The following is a 25727-nucleotide window of genomic DNA, read 5'->3' on the forward strand; positions in this document are numbered from 1 at the left end:
TTTCCTTCAAGCACGGTCCCCTATCTCCTACAGTCCGGCTGTTGTGAAAAAAACGACTGGTATCATAGTCTGATACCATGAATAATCATCAAAGATCGGCCCTTGAAGCCATTTTCAGGAAACCAGTGCCCAAGACCTTGGAATGGGTCCGGCTGGAGTCACTGTTGAGATCAGCTGGCGCAAATGTCATCGAAGGTCGAGGTTCGCGAGTTCGCTTTGAGCTCAATGGGGCCGTTGCCACCTTCCATCGGCCTCACCCGGACAAACATGCCAAAACCTATCAATTGCGCGACGCCCGCCAGTTCCTTGAGCAGGCCGGAGTAACACCATGAATGTCATGACCTACCGCGGCTATGCCGCAAGAATCGAATACAGTGACGAGGACCAGTTGCTGATTGGACACGTTGCGGGCATACGTGACGTGATTGGTTTTCACGGCGAATCGATCAGTGAATTGCGACAAGCATTCGAGGAGGCCGTTGATGACTATCTCGAAACCTGTAAACGCCTTGGCCGTGAGCCGCAAAAGACCTATTCAGGGAAGCTGAGTCTGCGCCTTGAGCCCACCCTTCACGCCAGCGTGGCCGCAAAGGCCGAGCTGGCGGAAAAAAGCATCAATCAGTGGGTCAGCGATATTCTGAGCAAGGCCGCTTACAGCTGAGGTGGTCAATCAGTCCCGCAGATCCGACTCATGTATCGGATTCGCCCGGCTGGTAGCCCGTTGATACTGCGCCGGCCACGTAGCCCTGTTACCGCCCAGGTCATCATCGGCATGCAACGGCCAGTAAGGGTCGCGCAGCAGCTCGCGGGCGAGGAAGATCAGGTCGGCCTGCCCGGTGCGCAGGATGTGTTCAGCCTGGGCCGGTTCGGTGATCATGCCCACCGTACCGGTGGCGATTTCCGATTCCTTGCGTACACGCTCGGCGAAGCGGGTCTGGTAGCCGGGGCCGGTGGGGATTTCGGCATTCATCGAAGTACCGCCGGAGGACACATCGATCAAGTCGACTCCGAGCGCTCGCAGGCGACGGGCCAGTTCTACTGTTTCGTCGGGGTTCCAGCCGTCTTCCACCCAGTCGGTCGCCGACACGCGAACGAACAACGGCAGTTCCTTCGGCCAAACCTTACGCACCGCCTCGGTCACCTGCAGCGTAAGGCGGATGCGGTTTTCGAAACAGCTGCCATATTCGTCACGGCGCTGATTGCTTAGCGGCGAGAGGAACTGATGCAGCAGGTAGCCATGGGCGGCGTGGATCTCGACTACCTTGAAGCCCGCTTGCAATGCCCGTTCGGTGGCTTTGACAAACTCGGCTACAACATCCTGGATCTCGTCTTTGCTCAACTCACGCGGTGCCGTGTGTTCAGGGTCGAAGGCAATTTTCGACGGCCCCACCGGCTGCCAGCCTCCTTCCTCGATCTTGACGCTGCCATGCTTGCCCAGCCAGGGGCGATGGGTGCTGGCCTTGCGCCCGGCGTGGGCCAGCTGGATGCCCGGCACGGCGCCCTGCGCGGTGATGAAGCGGGTGATGCGTTGCAGTGGGGCGACCTGTTCATCGTTCCACAGACCAAGGTCCTCGGCAGTGATCCGGCCATCGGCGGTCACAGCGACCGCTTCGGTGATGACCAGCCCGGCACCACCGACGGCGCGGCTACCCAAATGGACAAGGTGCCAGTCGTTGGCCAGGCCATCGACAGCGGAATACTGGCACATCGGCGAGACAGCGATGCGGTTGGGCAACGTCAGCTGACGCAGGGTGTAAGGCTCGAGCAGCAGGCTCATGAGGGCACCTCCCAAGGACTCCAATGGTGATCCGGCCCGGGCATTCAAGTGCACATCCCTGGCCCGGTGCCGGTCATTAATCAGACTAGACCAGATTGGTGGGAGGGAGGTTCGATGGGATTGTTGACTGCTCTGACGCGCGCTTCAGATGTTTCCTACACATATAAGCTAGCGATACCTAGATCAGGAAAATATCCTACGAATCCTGTCGACTCGCGGCTGATTGTCCCTGGAAACCCCACCCTTTAGGCTTTTCGTGTCGCTGATGTTTGGCGTCCGGGAGTGGAATCCTGTCAATTACTGAGTTGCTGTCGTCATGGCAGTTGTGCGCGGGAGGCCGCAAAGCCTACCGGGTTTACTCGTAGCCTGGATTCCACACCGCGTACAACTGCCACCCATCCGTGTGGAATCGGACAGGTCGGTCAATCAGTAACCTTACGAGTCTTTCACTATGAAAAAACTAGTCCCCGATCCGCCCCACCATTTCGACCTTCCCTCCGACAAGACCCTGACCAACGCCGTGAGCGATGGCATCGTGCCAATCGATCACGTGTTGATGAACGTCACCCATTACCTGATGCTCGCTTACAACCACTGCCATCGAGTCCTCGATGCCGTCGAAGATGACAGCTCCCGGGAATCGCTTGTGAATGGGCTGCGTGCCCTGCAGATTGCCTGGGGCCAAGCGGATGCGCTGTCATTGGCCGTGGAGCGTACTACTACCCTGCATTGAGGCTGGATTCACTGGCCTCTTCGCGGGTAAACCCGCGGCCACAGGGGCATCGCAGACCTCAAAACTTGCAGATGACCTGTGGGAGCTGGCTTGCCCACAAAGAGGCCAGAACAGGCAATCGAGAAACTTCAGGAGGGAATTCGATGACCACAGACGACACCCACTTTACTGTAGGGAAGACCACCTTCTTTCAGGGTGAACACCAGACTCACCCACTGTTCCGCATCGAGCCAGGGATTCCCTGCCGCGATGCCCGTGAGCAGGCCTCGGAATTGATGGGCTATGTACGAGAGCTGACCATCATTGGCCTGATGGATGAAAAACCGATGATGATCTGGGCATCCCATTACCTCAGTGCCATGGCCAAGGCACTGATGGATGATGCAGAGTTAGGCATGACAGGCTAACTTCTTCCTGATGGCTAAAGTGTCAGAGAGCTTAGGTCTTTACCGGTAGGTTTGCGGCGCCAGGGAAACCGAGCGCCGCCCCCGCAAAGACCAAGTCAGGCACTTGTAGGCTCCTCAGCGCGGCTCCATATGCGCAATCATCAACTGCACACTTTCATTACCTCGAAACTCGTTAACATCCAGCTTGTAGGCAAGCTCCACCCAACGCACGGTCGGGTTCGGCCAAACCTCGCGGTCGATGCCGAAGGCAATGCCATCCAGGCGTACCGAACCACATTCGCTCTTGAGCACCACTTTAAGGTGGCGCTCGCCGACCACGCGCTGCTCGACCAACTGGAACACCCCATGGAACAGCGGTTCGGGGAAGTGCTGCCCCCAGGGCCCGGCGTGGCGCAAGGCCTTGGCCAGGTCAAGGTGGAACTCCTCGACCGCTAGGCTGCCATCCGACAGCAGGCGCCCGGTGAGGTCTTCTTCACGCAGCTGGCGCCGTACTTCTTCGTCGAACGCCTCGGCAAACGCGGAGAAATTGCCTTCAGGTAGCGAGAGGCCCGCGGCCATGGCATGGCCGCCAAACTTGCTGATCAACTGCGGATGGCGCGCTGCCACTGCATCCAGCGCATCACGGATGTGGAACCCCGGCACCGACCGCGCCGAGCCCTTGAGCATGCCGTCACCAGCATCGGCGAAGGCGATGGTAGGCCGGTGGTAACGCTCTTTCAGGCGTGAGGCGAGGATCCCGATCACACCTTGGTGCCATTCGGCATCGAACAGGCACAAGCCATAAGGCATGGACTCGACCGGCAAATCCTTGAGCTGGGCCAAGGCTTCGCGCTGCATGCCCTGCTCGATCGATTTGCGGTCCTGGTTCAGGCCGTCGAGCTGCTGTGCCATGTCCAGGGCCAGCGCCTCGTCCTCGCACAACAGGCACTCGATACCCAGGCTCATGTCGTCCAGGCGCCCGGCGGCATTGAGCCGCGGGCCTAGAATGAAGCCCAGGTCAGTGGAGGTGATACGCCGGTGATCGCGACGTGCCACCTCCAGAATCGCCTTCAGCCCCGGCCGCGCCCGGCCGGCACGGATGCGCTCCAGGCCCTGATGCACGAGGATGCGGTTGTTGGCATCCAGCGGCACCACGTCGGCTACGCTGCCCAGCGCGACCAGGTCGAGCAGTTCACCGATGTTCGGTTGTGCTTGCGTCTGGTAGCGCCCCAAGCTGCGTAGGCGCGCGCGCAAGGCCATCAGCACGTAGAAGATCACCCCGACGCCGGCCAGCGATTTGCTTGGGAAGTCGCAACCTGGCTGGTTCGGGTTGACGATAGCGTCGGCGTCCGGCAATTGCTGGCCCGGCAGGTGGTGGTCGGTGACCAGCACTTTGAGCCCGGCCGCTTTGGCTGCCGCCACACCCTCGACACTGGAAATGCCGTTGTCGACCGTGATCAGCAATTGCGGCTGGCGCTGCAGCGCCACCTCGACGATCTCCGGGGTCAGGCCATAGCCATATTCGAAACGGTTGGGCACCAGGTAGTCGACATGGGCCGCGCCCAGCAGACGCAGGCCAAGCACGCCGACAGTACTGGCGGTGGCACCGTCGGCATCGAAGTCGCCGACGATGATGATGCGCTGGCGCTGGTCGAGCGCTTCGACCAGCAAGTCTACAGCGGCATCGATGCCCTTGAGCTGCTGGTAGGGCAACAGCCGCGCCAGGCTCTTGTCCAGCTCGGCCTCGGACTGCACGCCGCGGGCGGCATACAGGCGGGTCAGCAAAGGTGGCAGGTTACCGAGAAACGGCAGGGTCGGCGGCAGCGGGCGGGGTTCGATACGCATGGGTCGGTTGGCTCAGCCACGCTCACCGAGCAGCCACTGCAGCTGCACTTCGTGCTGGCCACGGTCATCAGTGACGAACACTGTGCCTTCACTGATCATCACGTCCCACTTAATGCTGCGCGGCATGTCCGTGGCAAGCACCTCGAGCACCTCTTGCGGCACAGCGGCGATGTTCAGGTTCTTCAGGTTCTTGACCGCGCCAACCACCTTGCTCTCCCATACACGCAGGCTGCCGTAGGCCAGCAGGCTGGTGCGCTCGGTACGGCGCGAACACCAGGTCAGGCGATCAGCGTCCGGCTGGCCCACTTCGATCCAGTGCAGTACGCGGTCGTCCAGGCTCTTTTCCCACAGGGCAGGCTCGTCGACATCCGACAGGCCGCGGCCGAACGACAGATTCTCGTTGTACCAGAGTGCGTAGGCCAACAGCCGCACGGCCATGCGCTCTTCGGTTTCCGAAGGATGACGGGCGATGGTCTGCTTGACGCTTTCGTACACGCCGCGATCGAGATCGGTCAGATTCAGTTCGAATTTGTAGGTGGTGGACGGCTGGGCCATGGTCGAAGGGCTACTTGCGCAAAGAAAAGTCACACAGTCTACCCGATCCTGATCTTCGTTGCGCCGCAGCAGTATCTGCCGCTACCGACCTATGATAAAACCACGGTTCTGCCCAATTGCCACGGATGCCCCATGCCTACGCCCAGCAAACCCCTCGCCGGCCTGAAAGTCATTGAGCTTGGCACCCTGATCGCTGGCCCGTTCGCTTCGCGCATCTGCGCCGAGTTCGGCGCCGAGGTGATCAAGGTCGAGTCGCCCGACGGCGGTGACCCGCTGCGCAAATGGCGCAAGCTGTACGAGGGTACTTCGCTGTGGTGGTTCGTGCAGGCGCGCAACAAGCAGTCACTGACGCTGAACCTCAAGCATCCCGATGGTCGCGAGATCCTCAAGCGGCTGCTGGCCGAGGCCGACATTCTCATCGAGAACTTTCGCCCGGGCGTGCTGGAAAAGCTCGGCCTGGGCTGGGATGTGCTGCATGAGCTCAACCCGAAACTGGTGATGGTGCGCCTGTCAGGCTTCGGCCAGACCGGGCCGATGAAGGATCAGCCAGGCTTCGGCGCCGTAGGCGAGTCGATGGGTGGCCTGCGCTATATCACCGGCTTCGATGACCGCCCACCGGTGCGCACCGGCATCTCCATCGGCGACTCGATCGCTGCATTGTGGGGCGTGATCGGCGCACTGATGGCGCTGCGCCACCGCGAGGTCAACGGCGGCCAGGGCCAGGTGGTGGACGTGGCGCTGTACGAGGCAATCTTCGCCATGATGGAAAGCATGGTCCCCGAGTTCGATGTGTTTGGCTTCATTCGCGAACGCACCGGCAACATCATGCCGGGCATCACGCCCTCTTCCATCCACACCAGCGCCGACGGCAAGCACGTGCAGATCGGTGCCAATGGCGATGCGATATTCAAACGTTTCATGCAGGCCATCGGCCGTAACGACCTGGCCGACGACCCGACGCTGGCCAGCAATGATGGCCGCGATGCGCGGCGTGACGAACTGTACGGGGTGATCGACCGCTGGGCCAACAGCCTGCCCCTGGAGCAGGTGATGCAGGTACTGACAGCCGCCGAAGTGCCGGCAAGCCGAATCTACTCGGCAGAAGACATGTTCAACGACCCGCAGTACCTGGCCCGCGAGATGTTCCTGCAGGCCCGCCTGCCAGACGGTAAAGCGTTCAAGATGCCAGGCATTGTACCCAAGCTGTCCGAAACACCCGGCTCGGCCGAGTGGGTAGGCCCGGCGCTGGGCGAGCACACCGATGCCCTGCTTGGCACCCTGGGTTATGACGCCGCCGCCATCGCCAGCTTGCGCCAGGCAGGCACGGTCTGAGGTCGCCCCCGCCCGTGCGCGCGTTCCTGTCCCTGCTGTGCGGGCTGCTGCTCGCCATGGCCATCGCGCCAGTGCAGGCCAAGGAACGCCTGATATGGCTGGTCCGCGACCTGCCGCCCTTCACCATCCTGGAGGGTGCGGCCAAGGGCCAAGGTGCGATCGACCGGATGCTGGCGCTGCTGATCGAACAGATGCCCGAGTACGACCACGACATCGTACGGGTCACTCGGGCGCGCGGCATACAGATGCTGCAGGACCCTACCAGCTTCACCTGCGATCCGACCATGCTGTGGACACCGGAGCGTGCGAAGTTCGTGCATTTCTCCGAACCGGTGCTGGGGGCGATGAGCGGTGGCCTGGTCGTACGCAAGCAAGCCGGATCTCTGCTGGCACCGTTTCTGGATGGTGCGCAGGTTGACCTCAAACGCTTGTTGAGCGACACGCAACTGCAGCTTGGCATCGTCGCCGGACGCAGCTACAACACTCAGATCGACGAGATCCTGCACCAGCTCCCCGACGCAGTCCTCAGCCGCCACTATGGTAACGATGCCACTGCCAATCTGCTGCAGATGCAGCGCCTGGGGCGCCTGCAACTGGTGCTCGGCTACTGGCCGGAAGTGCGCTACCTGATCCAGCAGCAAGGCGGCTCGCTCGATGAGTACCAGTTTCACCCGATACAAGGGGTGAACCGCTACCAGTTCCTGCATGTGGGCTGCTCCGATTCCCCCTTGGGGCACGCAGCGGTCGCGCACATAGACCAATTGTTGCCCCCGCTACGCCGGGACACCCTGCCCGCGCTTTACGCCAAATGGTTGGATCCGGAGCTGCAAGAAGAATACCTGGAACAGAGCAAGCATTTTTTCGAAGGGCGTTAAAAAGAAACCCCGGGACGCTGGGGAGGACGCCCGGGGCCAATCGAAAGTCCTCATGGACTTCCCGCGACAACCCGCCATCACCGGAGCTGTGTGCTGGCTGGCTGCCCTACTGTCTCTGATGCGCCACTCAGGCAAAGGTTCCTTGAGGATGCTGACGTTGCTGCAACGCGGCGATGACACAGGGCTGCAGGCGCCCCTCGGCTATCTGCAGGTCACGGTGAAGGCCATCGACCAGGTCGATCAGCAGGCTTTGCTCCTGCAACTGGCGCTGGCTGACCGTTCGGCGCAAGGTAATGCCACCGAGGCTGTCGAAAACGGTGAGTTGCCGGTTGCCAATGGCATCGGCGGTGCCTAGCTGGGTCTGATAGGGGCTCAGGGCGTCATTAAGCAGTCTGCAGATTCTTTCCATCCGGATCACTCGCTGCGTGGTGGTATATGAAGGAACTGACCAGCAAGCGCAGCGGAAAGTTCGTTGCGCTGCAGCTGTTTCAGTGAGCATGCGTGGGTGATGTGACCGTTTGAATACGCTGCAAGGCCTGCTGCCAACGCCGCACCGGTAGCGGCCAGGGCAGGTCGGCCAGCACCCAGAGGCCACGCTCGCGAGCTTGCTCGGCAAGGTTGGGCCGGTACTTGCTGGCACAGCCGACGAAAAGCAAAGCGCGTGAACAGCGGTTGCGCTCCAGGCGTTCGAGCAGGGCCTGGCCGCCTTTCATCGCATGGTCGAGGATCAGCAGATCGGCACCGCGCTTGCGTGCCAGGCAGGCATTGAGGTCAACCAGATCATGGGTGATGCGCACATCGAAAACGCCCAGGGCATTGCACGCCTGATGCAGGAGAATCTGGTGGGAAGGCCGAGCCTGGTGAATCAACACGTAGGGCTGATGCATGAGCCGCTCCTGAGGGAAGGACGGGCCACTGTATGCAGCGCTCAACGCGTTTTACATAGGAAAAGTCTGAATGAAACCGGGGAAAAATCTAAAAAAGGGGCCGCGCAGCGGCCCCTCTCATCACGATTAAAGCGGCTTGCCGCGATTACCGTGCTGGCTGACGAAGGCCTGGACTGCCTTGAGGTCGTTGGCCAGCACCGTGCAGCGCTCCTCACGGCCGAACAGGTCGCTCAGGTGCGCAGGCAGCTCCAGCGCCTTGCCGACGCCCGCTTTCTCCACAGCCTCCGGGAACTTGACCGGGTGCGCAGTGCCCAGCACCACCATAGGGGTATCCAGGCTGCGACGGCATTCGCGCGCGGCCTTTACGCCAATCGCGGTATGCGGGTCGAGCACTTCACCTGTGCTGGCGAAGACCTCGGCGATGGTCTCGCAAGTCTGCTCGTCGCTCACTGCCAGCGAGTCGAACAGCTTGCGCGCCTCTGTCCAGCGGTCCTGGTCGACGCTGAAACCGCCGCCCTGCTTGAAGTTGGCCATCAGTTCGCCGATAGCGGCACCGTTGCGACCGTGGAGGTCGAACAACAAGCGCTCGAAGTTGGACGAAACCATGATGTCCATCGACGGCGACAAGGTCGCGTGCAGGGTTTCCTTGACGTACTGGTTGCCGCTCATGAAGCGGTGCAGGATGTCGTTGCGGTTGGTGGCAACCACCAGCTGGCTGACCGGCAGGCCCATGTTGCGTGCCAGGTAGCCGGCGAAGATGTCGCCAAAGTTGCCGGTCGGCACCGAGAACGCCACCGAACGCGCCGGGCCACCGAGCTGCAGGGCAGCGTGGAAGTAGTAGACGATCTGGGCCATGATCCGCGCCCAGTTGATCGAGTTGACTGCGACCAGGCGGGTGCCTTTGAGGAACGACTGGTCGGCGAAGCTGGCCTTGACCATCTCCTGGCAGTCATCGAAGTTGCCTTCGATGGCGATGTTGTGGATGTTGTCGCCGAAGATGGTGGTCATCTGACGGCGCTGAACTTCCGACACACGCTGATGCGGATGAAGGATGAAGATGTCGACGTTGTCGCAGCGACGGCAGCCTTCGATGGCGGCCGAGCCGGTGTCGCCACTGGTGGCGCCAATGATCACCACGCGCTCGTTGCGCTTGGCCAGTACGTGGTCGAGCAGACGCCCGAGCAGCTGCAGGGCGAAGTCCTTGAAGGCCAGCGTTGGGCCGTGGAACAGCTCAAGAACCCACTCGTTGCTGTTCAGCTGGCGCAGCGGAGCGACCGCAGCGTGGGCGAACTCGCCGTAGGTCTCTTCCAGGATTTTCTTGAAATCGGCGTCGGCAATGCTGCCCTCGACGAACGGGCGCATCACACGGAAGGCCAGTTCGTGATACGGCAGGCCTGCCCAGGAAGCGATTTCTTCCTGGGTGAAGCGTGGGAGGTTCTCTGGCACGTACAGGCCGCCATCGCTGGCCAGGCCAGCCAGCAGGACGTCTTCGAAATTCAGGGCCGGTGCCTGGCCGCGGGTGCTGATATAGCGCATATGCAAACCTTCGGTTCGAGCGGCAAGTTGCAAGCTGCAAGCGCCAAGAAAAAGCTGCTCGGCATTTTTCTTACGCGCTGCACTGCCCTTGCCGCAAATTTAAACTGTTAGAAGCCCCAACACCGAACTGCTTTTTCTTGCAGCTTGCAGCTTGAAGCTTGCCGCTTAGTTGAGCTGTTCGACGCGGATGCGCACGACCTTGCCGACCACGTCCTGCAAGGCTTCCAGAGCAACGATGGCGTCGTTGATGCTCTGCTCGACCACACGGTGGGTCAGCAGGATCATCGGCACCAGGCCGTCCTGTTCCTCGACTTCTTTCTGCATGATCGACTCGATGTTGATGCCGCGCTCCGACAGGATGCTCGCCACCTGAGCCAGCACGCCCGGGTGGTCCTTGGCATGGATGCGCAGGTAGTAGGCGCTCTGGCAAGCTTCGATCGGCAGAATCGGGTGCGCCGACAGCGAGTCCGGCTGGAAGGCCAGGTGCGGCACGCGGTTTTCCGGGTCGCAGGTCATGGCGCGGACCACGTCAACCAGGTCGGCGACCACCGAGGAAGCCGTGGGCTCCATGCCGGCGCCGGCACCGTAATACAAGGTCGAGCCGGCCGCATCGCCATTGACCATCACGGCGTTCATCACGCCGTTTACGTTGGCGATCAGGCGATCGCTCGGGATCAGCGTCGGGTGCACGCGCAGCTCGATGCCTTCGGCAGTGCGGCGGGCTACACCCAGGTGCTTGATGCGGTAGCCCAGGGCTTCGGCGTAGTTCACGTCGGCGGTGGTCAGCTGGGTGATGCCTTCGGTGTAGGCCTTGTCGAACTGCAGCGGGATGCCAAAGGCGATGGACGCCAGGATGGTCAGCTTGTGCGCAGCATCGATACCTTCGACGTCGAAGGTCGGGTCGGCTTCGGCATAACCCAGCGCCTGCGCTTCGGCCAGCACGTCGGGGAAGGCGCGGCCTTTTTCACGCATCTCGGTGAGGATGAAGTTGCCGGTGCCGTTGATGATCCCGGCCAGCCAGTTGATGCGGTTGGCCGACAGGCCTTCGCGGATCGCCTTGATCACCGGGATGCCACCGGCCACTGCGGCTTCGAACGCAACGATCACGCCCTTCTCACGGGCCTTGGCGAAAATTTCGTTGCCGTGAACGGCGATCAGCGCCTTGTTGGCAGTCACCACGTGCTTGCCGTTTTCGATGGCCTTGAGCACCAGGTCGCGGGCGATGGTGTAGCCACCGATCAGCTCGATGACAACGTCGATCTCCGGGTTGCTCGCAACGTCGAACACATCAGCGGTAATGGGGGTACCGGTAATCTGGCAGTTCGGGTTCGGCGAGCGCATGGCGATCTGTGCCACTTCAATACCGCGCCCGGCACGGCGGGCAATCTCCTCGGCGTTGCGCTGAAGTACATTGAAGGTTCCGCCACCGACGGTCCCCAACCCACAGATGCCTACTTTGACCGGTTTCACTGTGAACTCCCCATTGAACGGCCGGCACCTGCGCCGACCGTGAAACATGCCGTCACCCCATGACGACGGCGTACTGAATGATTTACTTGGCGGCCTGCTGCTGGCCGGCCAGGGCCAGTTTGGCCACTTGCGGTGCCGGTTGATAACCTGGAATCACCTGGCCGTTTTCGAGCACGATCGCCGGCGTGCCGTTGACGCCGATCGACTGGCCCAGCTGGAACTGCTTGCCGACCGGGTTGGCGCATTTGGCAGCCTTGATTTCCTTGCCGTCGATCATCTTGTCCAGCGCTGCGCGGCGGTCACTGGAGCACCACACGGCCTGCAACTGCTCGTCACCCGGCGAGCCGAGGCCCTGGCGCGGGAAGGCGACATAGCGCACTTCGATACCGCGACGGTTGAGCTCTGGCACTTCGGCGTGCAGCTTGTGACAATACGGGCAGGTGGTGTCGGTGAACACGGTGATGTGCGACTTGGTCTGGCCCTTGGCAGGATAAACCACCATCTCGGCAGCTGGAATGCCATTGATGAGCTTGGCTACGCCTTGGCGCTCGGTCTTCTCGGTCAGGTTGACCGGCTTGCCGTCCTGGATCTGGTACAGGTAGCCCTGCATGACGAACTGGCCATCGGCGCTGGCGTACAGCACACGGCCGCCCTGCAGCTTGACTTCATACAGGCCGTTGAGCGGGCTGCTGGCCACGCTCTCGACCGGCACTTCCAGCTCAAGGTTCTGCAACGACTTGCGAATCGCCTGCTCGGCAGCGGCATTGCTGTCGGTCGCCGCAGCAACGGCAAAGGTACTGGCCAGCGCCAACGCGGCGGCGGCGAAAATCTGGGTCACGCGCATGGGAACTCCTGAGGGCGGACAGGGGCCGGAGGGCGTCACCTGCGCAAAAACGCGGCGACCGTGCGGCCCTTGGTGCAAACCGCCCAAGCCTACCACAACACGCTACCGGTGAAGGGGTCTGCGAGTACCGGCCGGCGGAACATGAAAATCATTCATCCACGCGGGTGGTGCTGTGCGTGCAGTTGCTGCAGGCGGGCCTTGGCCACGTGGGTATAGATTTGTGTGGTCGACAGGTCGCTGTGCCCCAGCAGCATCTGCACCACGCGCAGGTCGGCACCATGATTGAGCAGATGGGTGGCGAAGGCGTGCCGCAGGGTGTGCGGTGACAGCGGCTTGTCGATGCCGGCAACTCGCGCGTGATGCTTGATGCGGTGCCAGAACGTCTGGCGGGTCATCTGCTCACCGCGCAGGCTGGGGAACAACACATCGCTCGGGCGCCCGCTGAGCAGTTCGGCGCGGCCATCGCGCAGGTAGCGTTCCAGCCACAGCACCGCCTCTTCGCCCATCGGCACCAAGCGCTCCTTGCTGCCCTTGCCCATCACCCGCAGCACGCCCTGGCGCAGGTTCACCTGGTCCAGGGCAAGGCTGACCAGTTCGGTAACGCGCAGACCACAGGCGTACAGGACTTCAAGCATGGCACGGTCGCGCTGGCCAATGGCTTCGCCAAGGTCCGGGGCCTGCAACAGGGCCTCGACGTCGGCTTCTGACAACGACTTGGGCAAGGGTTTGCCCAGCTGAGGCATCTCTATTTGCAGGGTTGGATCGACGGCAATGAGCTTTTCCCGCAGCAAGTAGCGAAAAAAGCCACGCAGACCTGAGAGAAAACGCGCAGTGGAACGCGGTTTGTAGCCTTGATCCAGACGCCAGGCCAGGTGATCGAGGATCAGCTCTCGACCGGCGGCAGGCAAGGCCAGGCCGTGATCCTGCAGCCAGCCATTGAACAGCGCCAGGTCACTGCGATAAGAGACGCGAGTGTTGTCTGAAAGGCCTTTTTCCAGCCACAGGGCATCAAGGAACTGGTCGATCAAGGGGTGGTCAAGGGCTGGCATGAAAACTCGGTGGCAAACGACGAAATGACGCTTAGTCTTTCATAACAACGCCGGCATAGGGAGCCCGCATGAACGAACAGCAGATCCTACTCAGTGTGGGCGGTATCGGTGCCGCCGCCCTCGCCTGCCAGTGGCTGGCCTGGCGCCTGAAGCTGCCAGCGATTCTCTTCCTGCTGCTGGCCGGGATAATGGTCGGCCCGTTGCTCGGCTGGCTCGACCCGCAAGCGCTGTTCGGCCCGCTGCTGATGCCGCTGGTGTCACTGGCGGTGGCACTGATCCTGTTCGAAGGCAGCCTGACCCTGCACCTCTCGCAATGGCGGGACATCGGCAGCGTGGTGCACCGCCTGGTCACCGTCGGCGCCCTGTCGACCTGGCTGGTGATCGCCCTGGCGACACACTGGCTGCTGGGTTTCGACTGGCCGCTGGCGATCCTGTTCGGCACCTTGACCCTGGTGACAGGCCCTACGGTCATCGTGCCCATGCTGCGCGTGGTACGGCCGAAGGCGACCATTGCCAACATCCTGCGCTGGGAAGGCATCGTCATCGACCCGATCGGTGCCCTGCTCGCCGTCGTGGTGTACAGCTTCATCATCGCCAGCGCCGATGGCGATGGCCTGAGCCAGAGCCTGGGGACCTTTGCCGGGGTGATCTTCTGCGGCAGCGCCCTGGGCGCCGCCGGTGGCTGGTTACTGGGGCAGATCATGCGCGAGCAATGGCTGCCGGAATACCTGCACAACCTGGCGTCGCTGGCCGCCGTACTGGGTATTTTCATCGCCGCCAACCAGATCGTTCACGAGTCCGGGCTGCTGGCGGTGACGGTAATGGGCATGTGGCTGGCCAACATGCGTGGCGTCGATGTACGGCAGATCCTGCACTTCAAGGAGAACCTCAGCGTACTGCTGATCTCCGGCCTGTTCATCCTGCTTGCCGCGCGGCTCGATCTACATGCCCTGCTGGGGTTGGGCCCGGCCGTACTGGCACTGCTGCTGGTGATCCAGCTGGTGGCGCGGCCGCTGAATGTCTTGCTGTCAACGCTGGGGTCCTCGCTGAACTGGCGGGAACGGGCCCTGCTGGCCTGGATCGCACCACGCGGCATCGTTGCCGCCGCAGTGTCGGCGATATTCGCCATCCGCCTGCATGAGGCCGGGCATCAGGACGCACTGCTGCTGGTGCCGCTCACCTTTGCCGTGATCATCGGCACTGTCGTGCTGCAGAGCGCTACGGCGCGCCCCCTGGCGCGCCTGCTCAAGGTGGCCGAGCCGGCGCCCAGCGGCTTTCTCATCGTCGGCGCCAACCAACCCGCACGCGCCATCGGCAAGGCCCTGCAGCAACTGGGCTGCCGTGTGTTGCTGACCGATTCGAGCTGGGAAAACATTCGTGCGGCACGCATGGAGGGGCTGCCGACCTACTTTGGCAACCCGGCTTCGCAGCATGCCGACGCGCACTTGGACCTGGTAGGCCTCGGCCATTTGCTGGGGCTGTCGCCTGCCGGGGAGATCAACGCCTTGGCCTGTGCGCGCTTTCGTCATGACTTCGGCCACGGCCGCTTGTATGTGCTGGCCAGCGGCCTGGAAAAGCAGCGCAGCGACAAACACCGGGCCAGCGAAGAGCACCGTGGCCAACTGCTGGGCTCAAGCCCGATGACCTACCAGCAAATGGCCAATCGGCTGCATCATGGCGCGGAACTGTACAGCACCAACCTTACCGAGGGCTTCGACTGGGACAATTACCAGGCATTGCATGGCGAGCGCGCACATCTTTTGTTTGCCCGGGATGCCCAGGGCTGGGTACATGTATCAAGCCCCGAGAACCCGCTTGCGCCGCAACCTGGCTGGACCCTGGTGGCGCTGGTGGAACCGGCCCCCGTCACCGAGACGACTGCCGCGCCGGGCTGAGCCTTCAAGCTTGTGGCAACACCGGCACCGGGCGCTTGTCCTCGTCGATGGCGACAAAGCTGAACACACCATGGATTGCCCGCTCGCGCCCATCCAGGTACATGTTCTCGACGAATACGTCCACTTGAACCTGCAAACTGGTGTTGCCGACCTTGATCACCGTTCCCACCAGCTCGACGATCGAGCCTGCCGGGATCGGGTGTTTGAAATCGATACGGTCTGTGGACACGGTCACCAGCGGCAGCCGGCAGAAGCGCGTAGCGGCGATGAACGACACTTCGTCCATCCAGGCCAGCGCAGTGCCGCCGAACAAGGTGTTGTGGTGGTTGGTGGTGTTGGGGAACACCGCTTTGGTCACGCGGGTCACCGACAACTCGGTGCGGCGCTGAATTTCCTGGTCTCGGCTGGTCATGTCCGTCACTTCTTTCGGGTTTCAAAACGCAAAAAAGCAGCCCGAAGGCTGCTTTTTTCTCGCTAGGCGGCCAGGGCCACCGGGCAAACTGTACTCAGGACAGTTTTTCCTTGATGCGAGCGGCTTTGCCGGACAGGTCGCGCAGGTAGTACAGCTTGGCTTTACGCACGTCACCACGACGTTTCACGGCCAGGCTGTCGATCTGCGGGCTGTAGGTCTGGAAGGTACGCTCAACGCCAACGCCGCTGGAGATTTTGCGCACGGTGAAAGCGCTGTTCAGGCCGCGGTTACGCTTGGCGATAACAACGCCTTCGAACGCCTGCAGACGGGAACGCTCACCTTCCTTCACTTTAACCTGAACGACGATGGTGTCGCCTGGTGCGAAGGTCGGGATTTCCTTGCTCATCTGCTCGGCTTCGAGCTGCTGGATGATCTTGTTGGTCATGCTGTGCTCCTAAGATGGATACGTGATCCACCATCGATACGTTTAACTATCGTCCCGCTCGCGGAGATATTCCTCGAGCAGCTTCTTCTCTTCTCCAGAAAGCGAGCGACTTTCCAGAAGATCGGCGCGTCGTTCGAAGGTCCTACCAAGGGACTGCTTCATTCTCCAACGCCGGATGTGTGCATGGTTGCCACTTAGCAACACGTCGGGAACACGCTGATCCGCATACACCTCAGGTCGGGTGTAGTGCGGGCAATCGAGCAGACCGTCGGTGAAGGAGTCTTCCTCCGCCGAGTCCACATGCCCTAAAGCTCCGGGCAGCAGCCGTGTAACCGCATCGATCAGTACCATGGCCGGCAGCTCGCCACCGGAAAGCACATAGTCGCCAATCGACCACTCCTCATCGACATGAGCCTCGATAAAGCGCTCGTCGATGCCTTCATAACGACCGGCGATCAGGATCAGCGATTCCTGTTCGGCCAGGCCTTTGACCGCTTGCTGAGTCAGCTTGCGGCCTTGCGGCGAAAGGTAGATCACCTTTGCCGATGCTCCGGTCGCTTGCCTGGCGCTAACCAGGGCGTCTTCCAGAGGCTTGATTTTCATCACCATGCCCGGGCCACCGCCAAACGGCCGATCATCCACTGTGTGGTGGCGATCTGTGGTGTAGTCCCGCGGGTTCCAGCAGGTCACCTGAAGCAACCCCTGTTTTACCGCGCGGCTGGTAATGCCGTACTCAGTGATGGCCGAGAACATCTCGGGGAACAACGTGATGACGTCTACGCGAAGGTTACCCATCGTTTAGAAGTCCGCGTCCCATTCAACCCGCATCACGCCTGCTTCCAGGTCGATTGCCAGCACACATTGCGCCGTATAGGGCAACAGACGCTCGCGATCATCCAGGCTGCCTGCGCAGGGCTTGACCACCATTACATCGTTCGCACCGGTCTCCAACAGGTGATCGACCTTGCCGAACAGCTGTTCGTCCTGGTTGATGACCTTCAGGCCCTGCAGTTGGTACCAGTAGTACTCGCCTGCGGCCAGGTTGGGCAAAAGGCTCCGCGGGATGCAGATTTCGAAGCCGCTCAGAAGACGCGCTTCATCACGATCATCGAGGCCTTTCAGTTTAACGACCAGGCCCTTTTGGGAGCCACGACCGCTGACCAGCTCGACCTGCTTTACCTTGCCTTCGTGCCGAAGCGTCCAGCGTGGATAATCCAACAGGTTTTCAATCGGATCGGTAAAGGAATACACCTTCACCTCGCCGCGAACGCCGTGAACCGAAAAAATCTTGCCAACGACGATGAGGTCGTCAGCCTTTTCTGGCGTCGCGTTCATATTGCTCAGGCAGCGGCCTTGGCAGCGTCCTTCAGCAGCTGAGCAACACGCTCAGACGGCTGTGCGCCTTGGCTCAGCCAGTAGCTGACGCGCTCCTGGTTGACCGACAGCTTGACTTCAGCGCCAGCAGCGATCGGGTTGAAGAAACCTACGCGCTCAACGAAACGGCCGTCACGGGCGTTACGCGAGTTGGTCACGGTCAGGTGGTAGAAAGGGCGCTTTTTCGAGCCGCCACGGGCAAGACGGATGGTTACCATGTGAACATCGTTCCTATAGTCGGTGCTGCAAATCTGAATGCCAAATAGGCACACGGGTGCCCAAAAGGCCGCATATTCTCGGGGAATACACGGACATTTGCAAATGACTTTTTCGACAAGGCCTCGCCCTGCCGTCCAGATTTGCCGGTTGAGCCACGGATTGCGTGGCCATTGCCCCGCCGCAGCGGGGGTTCTGAGCGCTCATTCTTCAAAAGACAAGCGCCCGGAATAAGGGTTACAGCTTCGGCATGCCGCCGCCAGGCAACATCCCGCCCAGGCCGCGCATCATCTTGGCCATGCCGCCCTTGGCGGAGAATTTCTTCATCATCTTCTGCATCTGCTTGTGCTGCTTGATCAGCCGCCCGATGTCCTGCACCTGGGTACCGGAACCCAGGGCGATCCGGCGCTTGCGCGAACCGCTGATCAGGTCAGGATCGCGACGCTCGGCCGGGGTCATGGAGTTGATGATCGCCTCCATCTGCTTGAACTGTTTCTCGGCTGCGCCCTGGGCATTGCCCATCTGCGACAGGTTGACCCCGCCGATGCTCGGCAGCTTGTCCATCAGGCCGCCCAGGCCACCCATGTTCTTCATCTGTTGCAGCTGGTCGCGGAAGTCTTCGAGATCGAAGCCCTTGCCCTTCTTCAGCTTCTTGGCCAGCTTGTCGGCTTTGGCCTTGTCGATGGTCTGTTCGGCCTGCTCGATCAGGCTGAGCACGTCGCCCATGCCGAGGATGCGCGACGCCACACGGTCCGGGTGGAAGGGCTCGAGAGCCTCGGTTTTCTCACCCATACCGATGAACTTGATCGGCTTGCCGGTGATGGCACGTACCGAAAGCGCGGCACCGCCACGGGCATCACCGTCGACCTTGGTCAGCACCACGCCGGTCAGCGGCAGGGCTTCACCGAAGGCCTTGGCGGTATTGGCGGCGTCCTGGCCGGTCATGGCATCGACCACGAACAGGGTTTCAACCGGCTTGACCGCGGCATGCAGCGCCTTGATTTCGTCCATCATGTCGGCGTCGATGTGCAGACGGCCGGCGGTGTCGACAATGACCACGTCGATGAACTTGAGCTTGGCCTCGCGAATCGCCGCTTCGGCAATGGCCACAGGCTTCTGGCTGATATCGGACGGGAAGAAGGTCACGCCAATGTCGTTGGCCAGCGTTTCCAGCTGCTTGATCGCAGCCGGGCGGTAGACGTCGGCCGAAACCACCATCACGCTCTTCTTCTTGCGCTCCTTGAGGAAGCGCGCCAGCTTACCGGCGGTGGTGGTCTTGCCCGCGCCCTGCAAACCGGCCATCAGCACCACGGCAGGCGGGGCGGCATTGAGCGCGAGGTCTTCGTTGGCCGCACCCATCAGGCTTTCCAGCTCGGCCTGGACGATCTTCACGAACGCCTGGCCCGGGGTCAGGCTGCGCGACACCTCGGTGCCGACTGCACGCTCCTTGACGCTGTTGACGAAATCCTTGACCACCGGCAGGGCAACGTCGGCCTCGAGCAGGGCCATGCGCACTTCGCGCAACGTATCCTTGATGTTGTCTTCAGTCAGCTTGGCCTTGCCGGTGACATGGCGCAGCGTCTGTGACAGGCGGTCGGTCAGGTTTTCGAACATGGTGATCCTTTCAGGCCAAGTAAAAGCCGAGGTTTGTCAGGCGCCCAGGTGAATATGCACACGCGCTGGGCACAGCAAGGCGGCGATTATAGCGAAGAGCGGCGGCGGCGCACACCTCGGCTTCCCGGCGGCAACTTTCAAGCTGCAAGGCTCAAGCCGCAAACCATCAGAAAATCCCGCCCCCGTACGAATCTGCCTTCGCTTGCAGCTTGCAGCCTGAAGCTTGCAGCTCACTAGCCCCCCCAGCGCGATCTATGCCAAACTCCGTCTCTTTAAGGCTTGCCCACCAGGACTTATGGTCTCCTCACCCAGCCTCATCCCCAACCTGATCGCCGCCGGCCTATATATAGCGGCGACCGTTTATCAGGGTTCGCGCCTGGCCCAGTCGAGCAAAGCCGACAAACGGCTGCTCGGCCTGCTCGGCGCCCTCGCCGTGATCGCCCAGAGCGGCGCGCTGTTCTTTCAGCTGATCACCCCGCTGGGCCTGAGCCTGGACTTCTTCAGCGCCGCCAGCCTGATCGCCGTGGCGGTGATCACCCTGACCCTGCTGGCCTGCCTGCGCATACCGGTGGAAAACCTGCTGGTGCTGCTGTTCCCGCTCGGCGCCATCACGGCCCTGCTGGCCCAGTTCGCCCCACCCGGCACCGTTCCGCTGATCGATGAAGAGCCGGGGATCCTCGCTCATATCCTGCTATCGATCCTGGCCTATGGGCTGTTCACCATTGCGGTGTTCCAGTCGCTGCTCCTGCTACTGCAGGACCACCAGCTGAAAAACAAGCACCCTTCCGGGCTGATCCGCAACTTCCCACCGTTGCAGACCATGGAAAGCCTGCTGTTCGGCTTCCTTTGGGCGGGCTGGTGCCTGTTGTCGCTGTCGCTGATCTCTGGCTGGCTGTTCCTGGACAACCTGTTTGCCCAGCACCTGGTACACAAAACCCTGCTGGCCTGCGTGGCCTGGATCGTCTTCAGCGTACTGCTGTGGGGCCGCACCCGCCTGGGCTGGCGTGGGCACAAGGCGATCCGCTGGACACTGGCCGGTTTCTGCCTGCTGATGCTGGCCTATTTCGGCAGCAAGCTGGTCCGCGAATTCATCCTGCATATCTGACGGTCGCCCATGGACACCCTGCCGTACGCTCCGCTACTCGGCACTTTGGCACTGGCGCTGCTCTGGTCGGCGCTGTTCACCGCGGTGGATGCCGCCCGCCTGCAACTCAACGGCTCGTTGCGCCCCGGCGATGACGGGCAACCGGTAGTGCCAGCCCAGGCCCTGGTGCTGTGCGCCAGCCTGGGCAAGCTTCTGGTATTGGGCCTGGCCTGCCTGATCGGCCAACGCCTCAACGGCGAGCACGGTTTCTGGCTGGCCGGCCTGGCCGCCACCTCTGGCCTGCTGGTGTTTGCCGAATACCTGCCGCGGCGCCTGGCTCGGCGCAACCCGCTGGCCTTCATCAGCCTGGGCGCCAGCCTGCTGAAGCTCCCATTGGCGCTGGTGCAACCCTTGGCCTGCCTGCTGGACGGCTGTGCCAAGCTGATGTTGCGGCCGTTTCGCGTACCGCCCACCGCAGTGGCCCTGCACCCGCAGGCAGATGACGACTTTACCGAGGATGAAGACCAAGACATGCCGCGCCACGGCCTGCTCGATGGCCTGCACTCGCTGGACAAGGTCACCGTCAACGACATTCTGGTGCCGCGCAACGAGGTCGATGGCATCAACCTGGATGAGCCGATCGAGCGCATCATCGAGCAGCTGATCCTCAGCCGCCACACGCGCCTGCCGGTCTACCACAACGACATCAACCAGGTAGAAGCCATCCTCAACACCAAGCTGATCAGCCACCTGCTGCCCAAGGCCGAGCTGACGCTGGAGAAGCTCCACAGCGCCTGCTACGAGCCTTACTTCGTCCCCGAAAGCACCCCACTGCAATTGCAACTGCTGAACTTCCACAAGCAGCAGCGCCGGCTGGGCGTGGTGGTGGACGAATACGGTGAGGTACTGGGCATCGTCACGCTGGAGGACATACTCGAGGAGATCGTCGGCGAGTTCGAGGAAGAGCACAGCCTCGACAACCCCCATGTACACCCCCAGTCCGACGGCACCTTCGTCATCGATGGCGCCGCTTCCCTGCGCGAAATCAACCGCACCCTCGGCTGGCACCTGCCCAGCGACGGCGGGCCGAAGACCCTGAACGGGCTGGTCACCGAGGCCCTTGAAAGCATCCCGGAAAGCGCTGTTTGCCTGAAGATCGGCCGCTATCGCTTGGAAATCCTCGAAACAGAAGACAATTGCGCCAGCAAGGTACTGGTGTGGACCGTGACCCGCTAGCTATACTCCGGTCACGCTTACCCAGCCCTGCCGTCCCGCCCGCTATCCGCACCCGGCGCCACACGGCCAGCGCGCTCCACTGACGCGCCCTGCGGTCCTGCTTCAACACCCCGAACAGTGCCCGCTCCCGCCCCTATCCCCCTTGGGCTATCGTCAGTCGGGCGAACAAAAGAACAATACGCTCCGGCGTCCGCGAACCGTACCTGCCCTTTGCTGGCCAGTGCATACCGTCGCGGGCCAAGCCCATGGAGCACGACCAGACTGTTAGGGACCTACTTAATGACAACCAGCAGCACTTATGCCCAAGCGCCTGCCGCGCCGGTCAACTCGCCCGCGCGGGTGGCCACCGCCAGCTTCATCGGCACAGCCATCGAGTTCTACGATTTCTACGTGTATGCCACTGCCGCCGCGCTGGTGATCGGCCCCGTATTCTTCCCTTCAGGGTCAGGCACCGCGCAGATGCTGGCGGCCTTCCTTACCTTCGGCATCGCCTTCCTCGCCCGCCCGCTGGGTTCAGCACTGTTCGGACACTTCGGTGACCGTATCGGGCGCAAATCGACGCTGGTTGCCTCGCTGCTGCTGATGGGGGTGTCCACCACGCTGATCGGTGTATTGCCAGGCTACGACAGCATCGGCATGTGGGCACCGATCATTCTTTGCCTGCTGCGCTTCGGCCAGGGCCTGGGCCTGGGCGGTGAATGGGGTGGCGCGGCGTTGCTGGCCACCGAGAACGCGCCAGCGGGCAAGCGTGCCTGGTTCGGGATGTTCCCGCAGCTAGGCCCTTCGATCGGCTTCCTGGCGGCCAACGGCCTGTTCCTGACCCTGGCCCTGCTGCTCAGCGACGAGCAGTTCCGTGAGTGGGGCTGGCGCATTCCGTTCCTGCTCAGTGCCGCGCTGGTGCTGGTAGGCCTGTACGTACGCCTGAAGCTTGAAGAAAGCCCGGTGTTCGCCAAGGCCGTGGCCCGCCACGAGCGGGTCAAAATGCCGGTGGTCGACCTGTTCAGCAAGTACTGGCTGCCGACCCTGCTGGGCGCCGCCGCCATGGTGGTGTGCTATGCGCTGTTCTACATCTCGACAGTGTTCTCGCTGAGCTACGGCGTCACAACGTTGGGCTATAGCCGCGAAACCTTCCTTGGCCTGCTGTGCTTCGCCGTGGTCTTCATGGCCCTGGCCACGCCGCTGTCGGCCTGGCTCAGCGACCGTTACGGGCGCAAGCCGGTGCTGATCGTCGGCGGTCTGCTGGCGGTGGCCTCGGGCTTCACCATGGAGCCTTTGTTGACCTCCGGCTCGACCACTGGCGTCGCGTTGTTCCTGGCCATCGAGCTGTTTTTGATGGGCGTGACCTTCGCACCGATGGGCGCGCTGCTGCCAGAGCTGTTCCCTACCCACGTGCGTTATACCGGCGCGTCTGCCGCGTATAACCTGGGCGGCATCGTCGGGGCTTCGGCGGCGCCGTTCTTTGCTCAGAAACTGGTGAGCATGGGCGGCTTGAGCTGGGTGGGTGGGTATGTGTCGGTGGCGGCGGTGATCAGCCTGATTGCTGTGCTGTGCCTGAAAGAGACCCGCAATACCGAGCTGTGATCTTTGAGCTGCAAGCTTCAAGCTGCAAGAAAAGGCATCCCCTAGCAGCTTGTAGCTTGTAGCTTGCAGCTTAGAACTCGACCTTGACCGCCTGCGCCGCACGGGTCGCCTTGGCCCGCGCCGCTTCGATCGACTCATCACGTGCCAGGCACACGCCCATGCGGCGCTGGCCGTTGATTTCCGGCTTGCCGAACAAGCGGATCGCGGTATCCGGCTCGCTCAACGCTGCGCCGAGGTTGGCGAAGCTGGTCTGCTGCGACTGGCCTTCAGGCAGGATCACCGCCGACGCAGACGGGCCGAACTGGCGCACCACCGGGATCGGCAGGCCCAGAATGGCACGGGCATGCAGCGCGAACTGCGACAGGTCCTGGGAAATCAGCGTGACCAGGCCGGTATCGTGCGGGCGCGGCGAGACTTCGCTGAACCACACCTGATCGCCCTTGACGAACAACTCGACGCCGAACAAACCACGGCCGCCCAGTGCATCTGTGACAGCCTTCGCCACACGCTGCGACTCGGCCAAGGCTTTCGGGCTCATCGCCTGGGGCTGCCACGACTCCTGGTAGTCGCCTTTCTCCTGGCGGTGACCGACCGGCTCCAGATACGTGGTGCCGCCAACATGGCGCACGGTCAGCAAGGTGATCTCGTAGTCGAAATCGATGAAGCCTTCGATGATCACGCGGCCCTTGCCGGCGCGGCCACCCTCCTGGGCGTAGTCCCACGACTTCTGCAGGTCGGCATCGCTGCGCAGCAGGCTCTGGCCCTTGCCGGACGAGCTCATCACCGGTTTGACCACACACGGGTAACCGACATCGGCCACAGCCTTTGCATAATCTTCAAAGGTATCGGCGAAGTGGTACGGCGAGGTCGGCAGGTCCAGCTCTTCGGCCGCCAGGCGGCGAATGCCCTCGCGGTTCATGGTCAGCTGGGTGGCGCGGGCGGTCGGCACGACGGTGAAACCTTCGTTCTCCAGCTCGACCAGCGTAGCGGTGGCGATGGCTTCGATTTCGGGGACGATGTAATGCGGTTTTTCAGCCTCGATCACCGCGCGCAGGGCGACACCATCGAGCATGTTGACCACGTGGCTGCGGTGCGCGACCTGCATGGCCGGCGCATTGGCGTAGCGGTCCACGGCGATCACTTCGACGCCCAGGCGCTGCAGCTCGATCACCACTTCCTTGCCCAGCTCGCCACAGCCGCAGAGCAGTACACGGGTCGCGGTAGGCGACAATGGGGTTCCGATACGGGTCATTTCAGGTCCTCGAAGGCGTCCGGGGCCGCGCCAGTCTTAGCGCCGCCCGCTGAAAAAGGACCCGTATTCTACACCATCAGCCAGCCACGGCAGCCCGCCGCGCACGAAATGCCATGGCCAGCCACACCGCAGTCACGCCAGCGAACTTGGAGGCCATCGCGGTGCCGATCACGGCCGGTGTCAGGGCACCGATCATGCCGAAGAAAATGAAGGTGTCCACCGGAATGCTCAATGCCGAGCTCAACCACAAGCGGTCACGCAAGGGGCGCCGGGTGATGCTGAACACCAGCCAGTCGATCAGCTCGGAAACGAAGAACGCAGTGGCACTGGCCAGGGCAATGGCCGGCTCGGAAGTGACATACGACAGCACCAGCGCCAGCAGCATGGCGATCAGCGCGCCATGGCCGTAGCGGGTCTGCACCATGTCACGCAGGATGAACACCAGCCCGCCCCAGGCAGACCAGATCACGTCCAGATGCGGGGCGCTGGAAAAGGCAAAGTTGATCAGTACAACGCTGCTGATGTAAGCGATTAGAAAGAACATGGGCAGTGACCGTCCGGCAAGCGGCACAGATTACCTGATTTTCGAGTCAACCGCAGCGCTTACAAGATCAATCCGGCCGCCACCGCCCGCTCATGGCACAGCTTGAGCACCGCCCGGCGTTCGGTATTGTCCATCCGCCCCCAACGGCCGATCTCCGCTACGGTGCGCTGGCACCCGGTGCAGACATCCTGCTCGTCCAGCGCGCAGATGCTCACGCAGGGTGAAGCGACCGGGCGTTCGGTAGCGATCACCTCACTCATCGTCCACCACCAGGTCCCGCGCATAACGCTGGGCGTTGTGAACATAGTGCGCGGCGCTGGCCTCGAGCATGCGCTTCTGCTGCTCGGTCAGCTCACGCACCACCTTGCCGGGCGACCCCATTACCAGCGAACCATCGGGGATTTCCTTGCCTTCGGGGATCAGTGCATTGGCGCCGATGATGCAGTGTTTGCCGATGCGCGCACCGTTGAGGATCACCGCATTGATGCCGACCAGGCTGTAATCGCCAACCGTGCAACCGTGCAGCATGGCGTTGTGGCCCACGGTCACGCCTTTGCCCAATGTCAGCGGCGAACCCATGTCGGTATGCATCACGGTACCGTCCTGGACGTTGCTGTCCTCGCCGATATCGATCAGCTCGTTGTCGCCGCGCAGCACCGCGCCGAACCACACACTGGCGCGCGCCTGCAGGCGTACCTTGCCAATCAGCATGGCATTGGGTGCGGCCCAACTGGTGGCATGGCTCTCGACCCGCAGGTCGCCCAAGCGGTATTTCATTCTCGCTC

At 62.1% G+C, this 25727-nt stretch carries 29 protein-coding genes; 10 read left to right on the plus strand and 19 right to left on the minus strand.

The window, feature by feature from the left end; genetic code table 11:
* Window positions 1-77 precede the first annotated feature (77 nt).
* Window positions 78-332 carry a type II toxin-antitoxin system HicA family toxin gene (locus tag NGJ21_RS04160; RefSeq protein ID WP_115274007.1) on the plus strand — a complete coding sequence of 85 codons (255 nt, stop codon included), beginning with the start codon at window positions 78-80 and terminating at the stop codon, window positions 330-332.
* Window positions 329-661, plus strand: coding sequence for a type II toxin-antitoxin system HicB family antitoxin (locus NGJ21_RS04165; RefSeq protein ID WP_012315954.1), 333 nt, complete (start codon window positions 329-331; stop codon window positions 659-661). Before NGJ21_RS04160 ends, NGJ21_RS04165 begins: the two co-directional genes overlap by 4 nt.
* Before the next feature lie 9 nt (window positions 662-670).
* Here the strand turns inward: NGJ21_RS04165 and NGJ21_RS04170 are convergent, their stop codons facing one another.
* Window positions 671-1777 (minus strand): NADH:flavin oxidoreductase/NADH oxidase, encoded by a 1107-nt coding sequence (locus NGJ21_RS04170; RefSeq protein WP_012315955.1) that lies wholly within the window; start codon window positions 1775-1777, stop codon window positions 671-673.
* Between the two features lie 451 nt (window positions 1778-2228).
* Between NGJ21_RS04170 and NGJ21_RS04175 the strand changes: the two genes are divergently transcribed.
* Together NGJ21_RS04175 and NGJ21_RS04180 are read left to right on the plus strand one after the other, a co-directional pair.
* Window positions 2229-2510 (plus strand): hypothetical protein, encoded by a 282-nt coding sequence (locus NGJ21_RS04175; protein WP_115274005.1) that lies wholly within the window; start codon window positions 2229-2231, stop codon window positions 2508-2510.
* Window positions 2511-2653: 143 nt separating this feature from the next.
* Entirely contained in the window at window positions 2654-2917 is a 264-nt protein-coding gene (locus tag NGJ21_RS04180; protein ID WP_115274004.1) for a DUF3077 domain-containing protein, read from the plus strand.
* A 114-nt stretch (window positions 2918-3031) separates the two neighbouring features.
* Here NGJ21_RS04180 and recJ read toward each other — a convergent pair whose 3' ends face one another.
* Window positions 3032-4741, minus strand: coding sequence for a single-stranded-DNA-specific exonuclease RecJ (recJ, locus tag NGJ21_RS04185; RefSeq protein WP_204918760.1), 1710 nt, complete (start codon window positions 4739-4741; stop codon window positions 3032-3034).
* Between the two features lie 12 nt (window positions 4742-4753).
* Window positions 4754-5296 carry a YaeQ family protein gene (locus tag NGJ21_RS04190; protein ID WP_046784361.1) on the minus strand — a complete coding sequence of 181 codons (543 nt, stop codon included), beginning with the start codon at window positions 5294-5296 and terminating at the stop codon, window positions 4754-4756.
* A 132-nt stretch (window positions 5297-5428) separates the two neighbouring features.
* On the opposite strand from NGJ21_RS04190, the gene NGJ21_RS04195 reads away from it, so the two are divergent.
* A complete protein-coding gene (locus tag NGJ21_RS04195; protein ID WP_046784362.1) occupies window positions 5429-6628 on the plus strand; it encodes a CaiB/BaiF CoA transferase family protein in 1200 nt (399 codons plus the stop codon).
* Window positions 6629-6642: 14 nt separating this feature from the next.
* Entirely contained in the window at window positions 6643-7503 is an 861-nt protein-coding gene (locus NGJ21_RS04200; protein ID WP_196996955.1) for a TIGR02285 family protein, read from the plus strand.
* A gap of 127 nt (window positions 7504-7630) precedes the next feature.
* Here NGJ21_RS04200 and NGJ21_RS04205 read toward each other — a convergent pair whose 3' ends face one another.
* From NGJ21_RS04205 to xerD, 6 genes are all read right to left on the minus strand, one after another.
* Window positions 7631-7912 carry a DUF3509 domain-containing protein gene (locus tag NGJ21_RS04205; RefSeq protein ID WP_080765825.1) on the minus strand — a complete coding sequence of 94 codons (282 nt, stop codon included), beginning with the start codon at window positions 7910-7912 and terminating at the stop codon, window positions 7631-7633.
* Window positions 7913-7991: 79 nt separating this feature from the next.
* The gene (locus NGJ21_RS04210; protein WP_251961867.1) at window positions 7992-8390 is read right to left on the minus strand and encodes a histidine kinase; all 399 of its coding nucleotides are present in this window, start codon (window positions 8388-8390) and stop codon (window positions 7992-7994) included.
* A 126-nt stretch (window positions 8391-8516) separates the two neighbouring features.
* Complete coding sequence (gene thrC / locus NGJ21_RS04215) at window positions 8517-9926, minus strand: threonine synthase (protein ID WP_046784365.1); 1410 nt, start codon at window positions 9924-9926, stop codon at window positions 8517-8519.
* Between the two features lie 165 nt (window positions 9927-10091).
* Window positions 10092-11396, minus strand: coding sequence for a homoserine dehydrogenase (locus tag NGJ21_RS04220; RefSeq protein ID WP_046784366.1), 1305 nt, complete (start codon window positions 11394-11396; stop codon window positions 10092-10094).
* A gap of 82 nt (window positions 11397-11478) precedes the next feature.
* Window positions 11479-12240, minus strand: coding sequence for a bifunctional protein-disulfide isomerase/oxidoreductase DsbC (gene dsbC, locus NGJ21_RS04225; RefSeq protein WP_012315966.1), 762 nt, complete (start codon window positions 12238-12240; stop codon window positions 11479-11481).
* Between the two features lie 152 nt (window positions 12241-12392).
* Window positions 12393-13289, minus strand: coding sequence for a site-specific tyrosine recombinase XerD (gene xerD / locus NGJ21_RS04230; protein ID WP_039603504.1), 897 nt, complete (start codon window positions 13287-13289; stop codon window positions 12393-12395).
* A gap of 68 nt (window positions 13290-13357) precedes the next feature.
* Between xerD and NGJ21_RS04235 the strand changes: the two genes are divergently transcribed.
* A complete protein-coding gene (locus tag NGJ21_RS04235; protein WP_115273999.1) occupies window positions 13358-15184 on the plus strand; it encodes a cation:proton antiporter in 1827 nt (608 codons plus the stop codon).
* A gap of 4 nt (window positions 15185-15188) precedes the next feature.
* Here the strand turns inward: NGJ21_RS04235 and NGJ21_RS04240 are convergent, their stop codons facing one another.
* The 6 genes from NGJ21_RS04240 to ffh all read right to left on the minus strand — a co-directional run bounded on the left by NGJ21_RS04240 (window position 15189) and on the right by ffh (window position 19245).
* Window positions 15189-15596, minus strand: a complete 408-nt coding sequence (locus tag NGJ21_RS04240; RefSeq protein ID WP_012315969.1) for an acyl-CoA thioesterase — start codon at window positions 15594-15596, stop codon at window positions 15189-15191.
* Between the two features lie 94 nt (window positions 15597-15690).
* Window positions 15691-16041, minus strand: coding sequence for a 50S ribosomal protein L19 (gene rplS, locus NGJ21_RS04245; protein WP_008094487.1), 351 nt, complete (start codon window positions 16039-16041; stop codon window positions 15691-15693).
* A 42-nt stretch (window positions 16042-16083) separates the two neighbouring features.
* Window positions 16084-16836 (minus strand): tRNA (guanosine(37)-N1)-methyltransferase TrmD, encoded by a 753-nt coding sequence (gene trmD / locus NGJ21_RS04250; RefSeq protein ID WP_008094486.1) that lies wholly within the window; start codon window positions 16834-16836, stop codon window positions 16084-16086.
* A 3-nt stretch (window positions 16837-16839) separates the two neighbouring features.
* A complete protein-coding gene (gene rimM / locus NGJ21_RS04255) occupies window positions 16840-17376 on the minus strand; it encodes a ribosome maturation factor RimM (RefSeq protein WP_251961868.1) in 537 nt (178 codons plus the stop codon).
* A gap of 5 nt (window positions 17377-17381) precedes the next feature.
* Complete coding sequence (gene rpsP, locus NGJ21_RS04260) at window positions 17382-17633, minus strand: 30S ribosomal protein S16 (protein ID WP_012315971.1); 252 nt, start codon at window positions 17631-17633, stop codon at window positions 17382-17384.
* Between the two features lie 235 nt (window positions 17634-17868).
* Window positions 17869-19245 (minus strand): signal recognition particle protein, encoded by a 1377-nt coding sequence (gene ffh / locus NGJ21_RS04265; RefSeq protein ID WP_046784370.1) that lies wholly within the window; start codon window positions 19243-19245, stop codon window positions 17869-17871.
* Between the two features lie 295 nt (window positions 19246-19540).
* Here ffh and NGJ21_RS04270 point away from each other — a divergent pair, with 295 nt between their 5' ends.
* From NGJ21_RS04270 to NGJ21_RS04280, 3 genes are all read left to right on the plus strand, one after another.
* Window positions 19541-20350, plus strand: coding sequence for a cytochrome C assembly family protein (locus NGJ21_RS04270; RefSeq protein WP_012315973.1), 810 nt, complete (start codon window positions 19541-19543; stop codon window positions 20348-20350).
* Between the two features lie 9 nt (window positions 20351-20359).
* On the plus strand, window positions 20360-21565 hold the full coding sequence (locus NGJ21_RS04275) for a transporter associated domain-containing protein (RefSeq protein ID WP_251961869.1): 1206 nt from the start codon (window positions 20360-20362) through the stop codon (window positions 21563-21565).
* 279 nt (window positions 21566-21844) lie between these two features.
* Window positions 21845-23146, plus strand: a complete 1302-nt coding sequence (locus NGJ21_RS04280; RefSeq protein ID WP_196996957.1) for an MFS transporter — start codon at window positions 21845-21847, stop codon at window positions 23144-23146.
* 70 nt (window positions 23147-23216) lie between these two features.
* Here NGJ21_RS04280 and purT read toward each other — a convergent pair whose 3' ends face one another.
* The 4 genes from purT to NGJ21_RS04300 all read right to left on the minus strand — a co-directional run bounded on the left by purT (window position 23217) and on the right by NGJ21_RS04300 (window position 25719).
* Window positions 23217-24398 (minus strand): formate-dependent phosphoribosylglycinamide formyltransferase, encoded by a 1182-nt coding sequence (gene purT, locus NGJ21_RS04285; protein WP_115273998.1) that lies wholly within the window; start codon window positions 24396-24398, stop codon window positions 23217-23219.
* A gap of 76 nt (window positions 24399-24474) precedes the next feature.
* A complete protein-coding gene (locus NGJ21_RS04290) occupies window positions 24475-24942 on the minus strand; it encodes a 7-cyano-7-deazaguanine/7-aminomethyl-7-deazaguanine transporter (RefSeq protein WP_174142354.1) in 468 nt (155 codons plus the stop codon).
* Between the two features lie 59 nt (window positions 24943-25001).
* On the minus strand, window positions 25002-25202 hold the full coding sequence (locus NGJ21_RS04295; protein ID WP_039602028.1) for a DUF1289 domain-containing protein: 201 nt from the start codon (window positions 25200-25202) through the stop codon (window positions 25002-25004).
* Window positions 25195-25719 (minus strand): gamma carbonic anhydrase family protein, encoded by a 525-nt coding sequence (locus tag NGJ21_RS04300; protein WP_039602029.1) that lies wholly within the window; start codon window positions 25717-25719, stop codon window positions 25195-25197. The genes NGJ21_RS04295 and NGJ21_RS04300 overlap by 8 nt, the downstream gene beginning before the upstream one ends.
* Window positions 25720-25727: the final 8 nt, after the last annotated feature.

It is taken from the genome of Pseudomonas sp. Marseille-Q5299, assembly GCF_943737035.1.
Lineage (GTDB): Bacteria > Pseudomonadota > Gammaproteobacteria > Pseudomonadales > Pseudomonadaceae > Aquipseudomonas > Aquipseudomonas putida_E.

Bases quoted from the DNA above. Each gene is read 5' to 3' on its own strand.
- NGJ21_RS04190 (WP_046784361.1), bottom strand. From the start codon at position 5,296: ATGGCCCAGCCGTCCACCACCTACAAATTCGAACTGAATCTGACCGAT.
- NGJ21_RS04210 (WP_251961867.1), bottom strand. From the start codon at position 8,390: ATGCATCAGCCCTACGTGTTGATTCACCAGGCTCGGCCTTCCCACCAG.
- rimM (WP_251961868.1), bottom strand. From the start codon at position 17,376: ATGAACGCGACGCCAGAAAAGGCTGACGACCTCATCGTCGTTGGCAAG.
- NGJ21_RS04280 (WP_196996957.1), top strand. From the start codon at position 21,845: ATGACAACCAGCAGCACTTATGCCCAAGCGCCTGCCGCGCCGGTCAAC.
- NGJ21_RS04205 (WP_080765825.1), bottom strand. From the start codon at position 7,912: ATGGAAAGAATCTGCAGACTGCTTAATGACGCCCTGAGCCCCTATCAG.
- NGJ21_RS04235 (WP_115273999.1), top strand. From the start codon at position 13,358: ATGAACGAACAGCAGATCCTACTCAGTGTGGGCGGTATCGGTGCCGCC.
- NGJ21_RS04290 (WP_174142354.1), bottom strand. From the start codon at position 24,942: ATGTTCTTTCTAATCGCTTACATCAGCAGCGTTGTACTGATCAACTTT.
- trmD (WP_008094486.1), bottom strand. From the start codon at position 16,836: ATGGGTAACCTTCGCGTAGACGTCATCACGTTGTTCCCCGAGATGTTC.
- NGJ21_RS04270 (WP_012315973.1), top strand. From the start codon at position 19,541: ATGGTCTCCTCACCCAGCCTCATCCCCAACCTGATCGCCGCCGGCCTA.
- NGJ21_RS04240 (WP_012315969.1), bottom strand. From the start codon at position 15,596: ATGACCAGCCGAGACCAGGAAATTCAGCGCCGCACCGAGTTGTCGGTG.
- rpsP (WP_012315971.1), bottom strand. From the start codon at position 17,633: ATGGTAACCATCCGTCTTGCCCGTGGCGGCTCGAAAAAGCGCCCTTTC.
- NGJ21_RS04160 (WP_115274007.1), top strand. From the start codon at position 78: ATGAATAATCATCAAAGATCGGCCCTTGAAGCCATTTTCAGGAAACCA.
- rplS (WP_008094487.1), bottom strand. From the start codon at position 16,041: ATGACCAACAAGATCATCCAGCAGCTCGAAGCCGAGCAGATGAGCAAG.
- thrC (WP_046784365.1), bottom strand. From the start codon at position 9,926: ATGCGCTATATCAGCACCCGCGGCCAGGCACCGGCCCTGAATTTCGAA.
- NGJ21_RS04195 (WP_046784362.1), top strand. From the start codon at position 5,429: ATGCCTACGCCCAGCAAACCCCTCGCCGGCCTGAAAGTCATTGAGCTT.
- purT (WP_115273998.1), bottom strand. From the start codon at position 24,398: ATGACCCGTATCGGAACCCCATTGTCGCCTACCGCGACCCGTGTACTG.
- NGJ21_RS04165 (WP_012315954.1), top strand. From the start codon at position 329: ATGAATGTCATGACCTACCGCGGCTATGCCGCAAGAATCGAATACAGT.
- recJ (WP_204918760.1), bottom strand. From the start codon at position 4,741: ATGCGTATCGAACCCCGCCCGCTGCCGCCGACCCTGCCGTTTCTCGGT.
- NGJ21_RS04175 (WP_115274005.1), top strand. From the start codon at position 2,229: ATGAAAAAACTAGTCCCCGATCCGCCCCACCATTTCGACCTTCCCTCC.
- NGJ21_RS04295 (WP_039602028.1), bottom strand. From the start codon at position 25,202: ATGAGTGAGGTGATCGCTACCGAACGCCCGGTCGCTTCACCCTGCGTG.
- NGJ21_RS04180 (WP_115274004.1), top strand. From the start codon at position 2,654: ATGACCACAGACGACACCCACTTTACTGTAGGGAAGACCACCTTCTTT.
- NGJ21_RS04275 (WP_251961869.1), top strand. From the start codon at position 20,360: ATGGACACCCTGCCGTACGCTCCGCTACTCGGCACTTTGGCACTGGCG.
- NGJ21_RS04300 (WP_039602029.1), bottom strand. From the start codon at position 25,719: ATGAAATACCGCTTGGGCGACCTGCGGGTCGAGAGCCATGCCACCAGT.
- dsbC (WP_012315966.1), bottom strand. From the start codon at position 12,240: ATGCGCGTGACCCAGATTTTCGCCGCCGCCGCGTTGGCGCTGGCCAGT.
- xerD (WP_039603504.1), bottom strand. From the start codon at position 13,289: ATGCCAGCCCTTGACCACCCCTTGATCGACCAGTTCCTTGATGCCCTG.
- ffh (WP_046784370.1), bottom strand. From the start codon at position 19,245: ATGTTCGAAAACCTGACCGACCGCCTGTCACAGACGCTGCGCCATGTC.
- NGJ21_RS04170 (WP_012315955.1), bottom strand. From the start codon at position 1,777: ATGAGCCTGCTGCTCGAGCCTTACACCCTGCGTCAGCTGACGTTGCCC.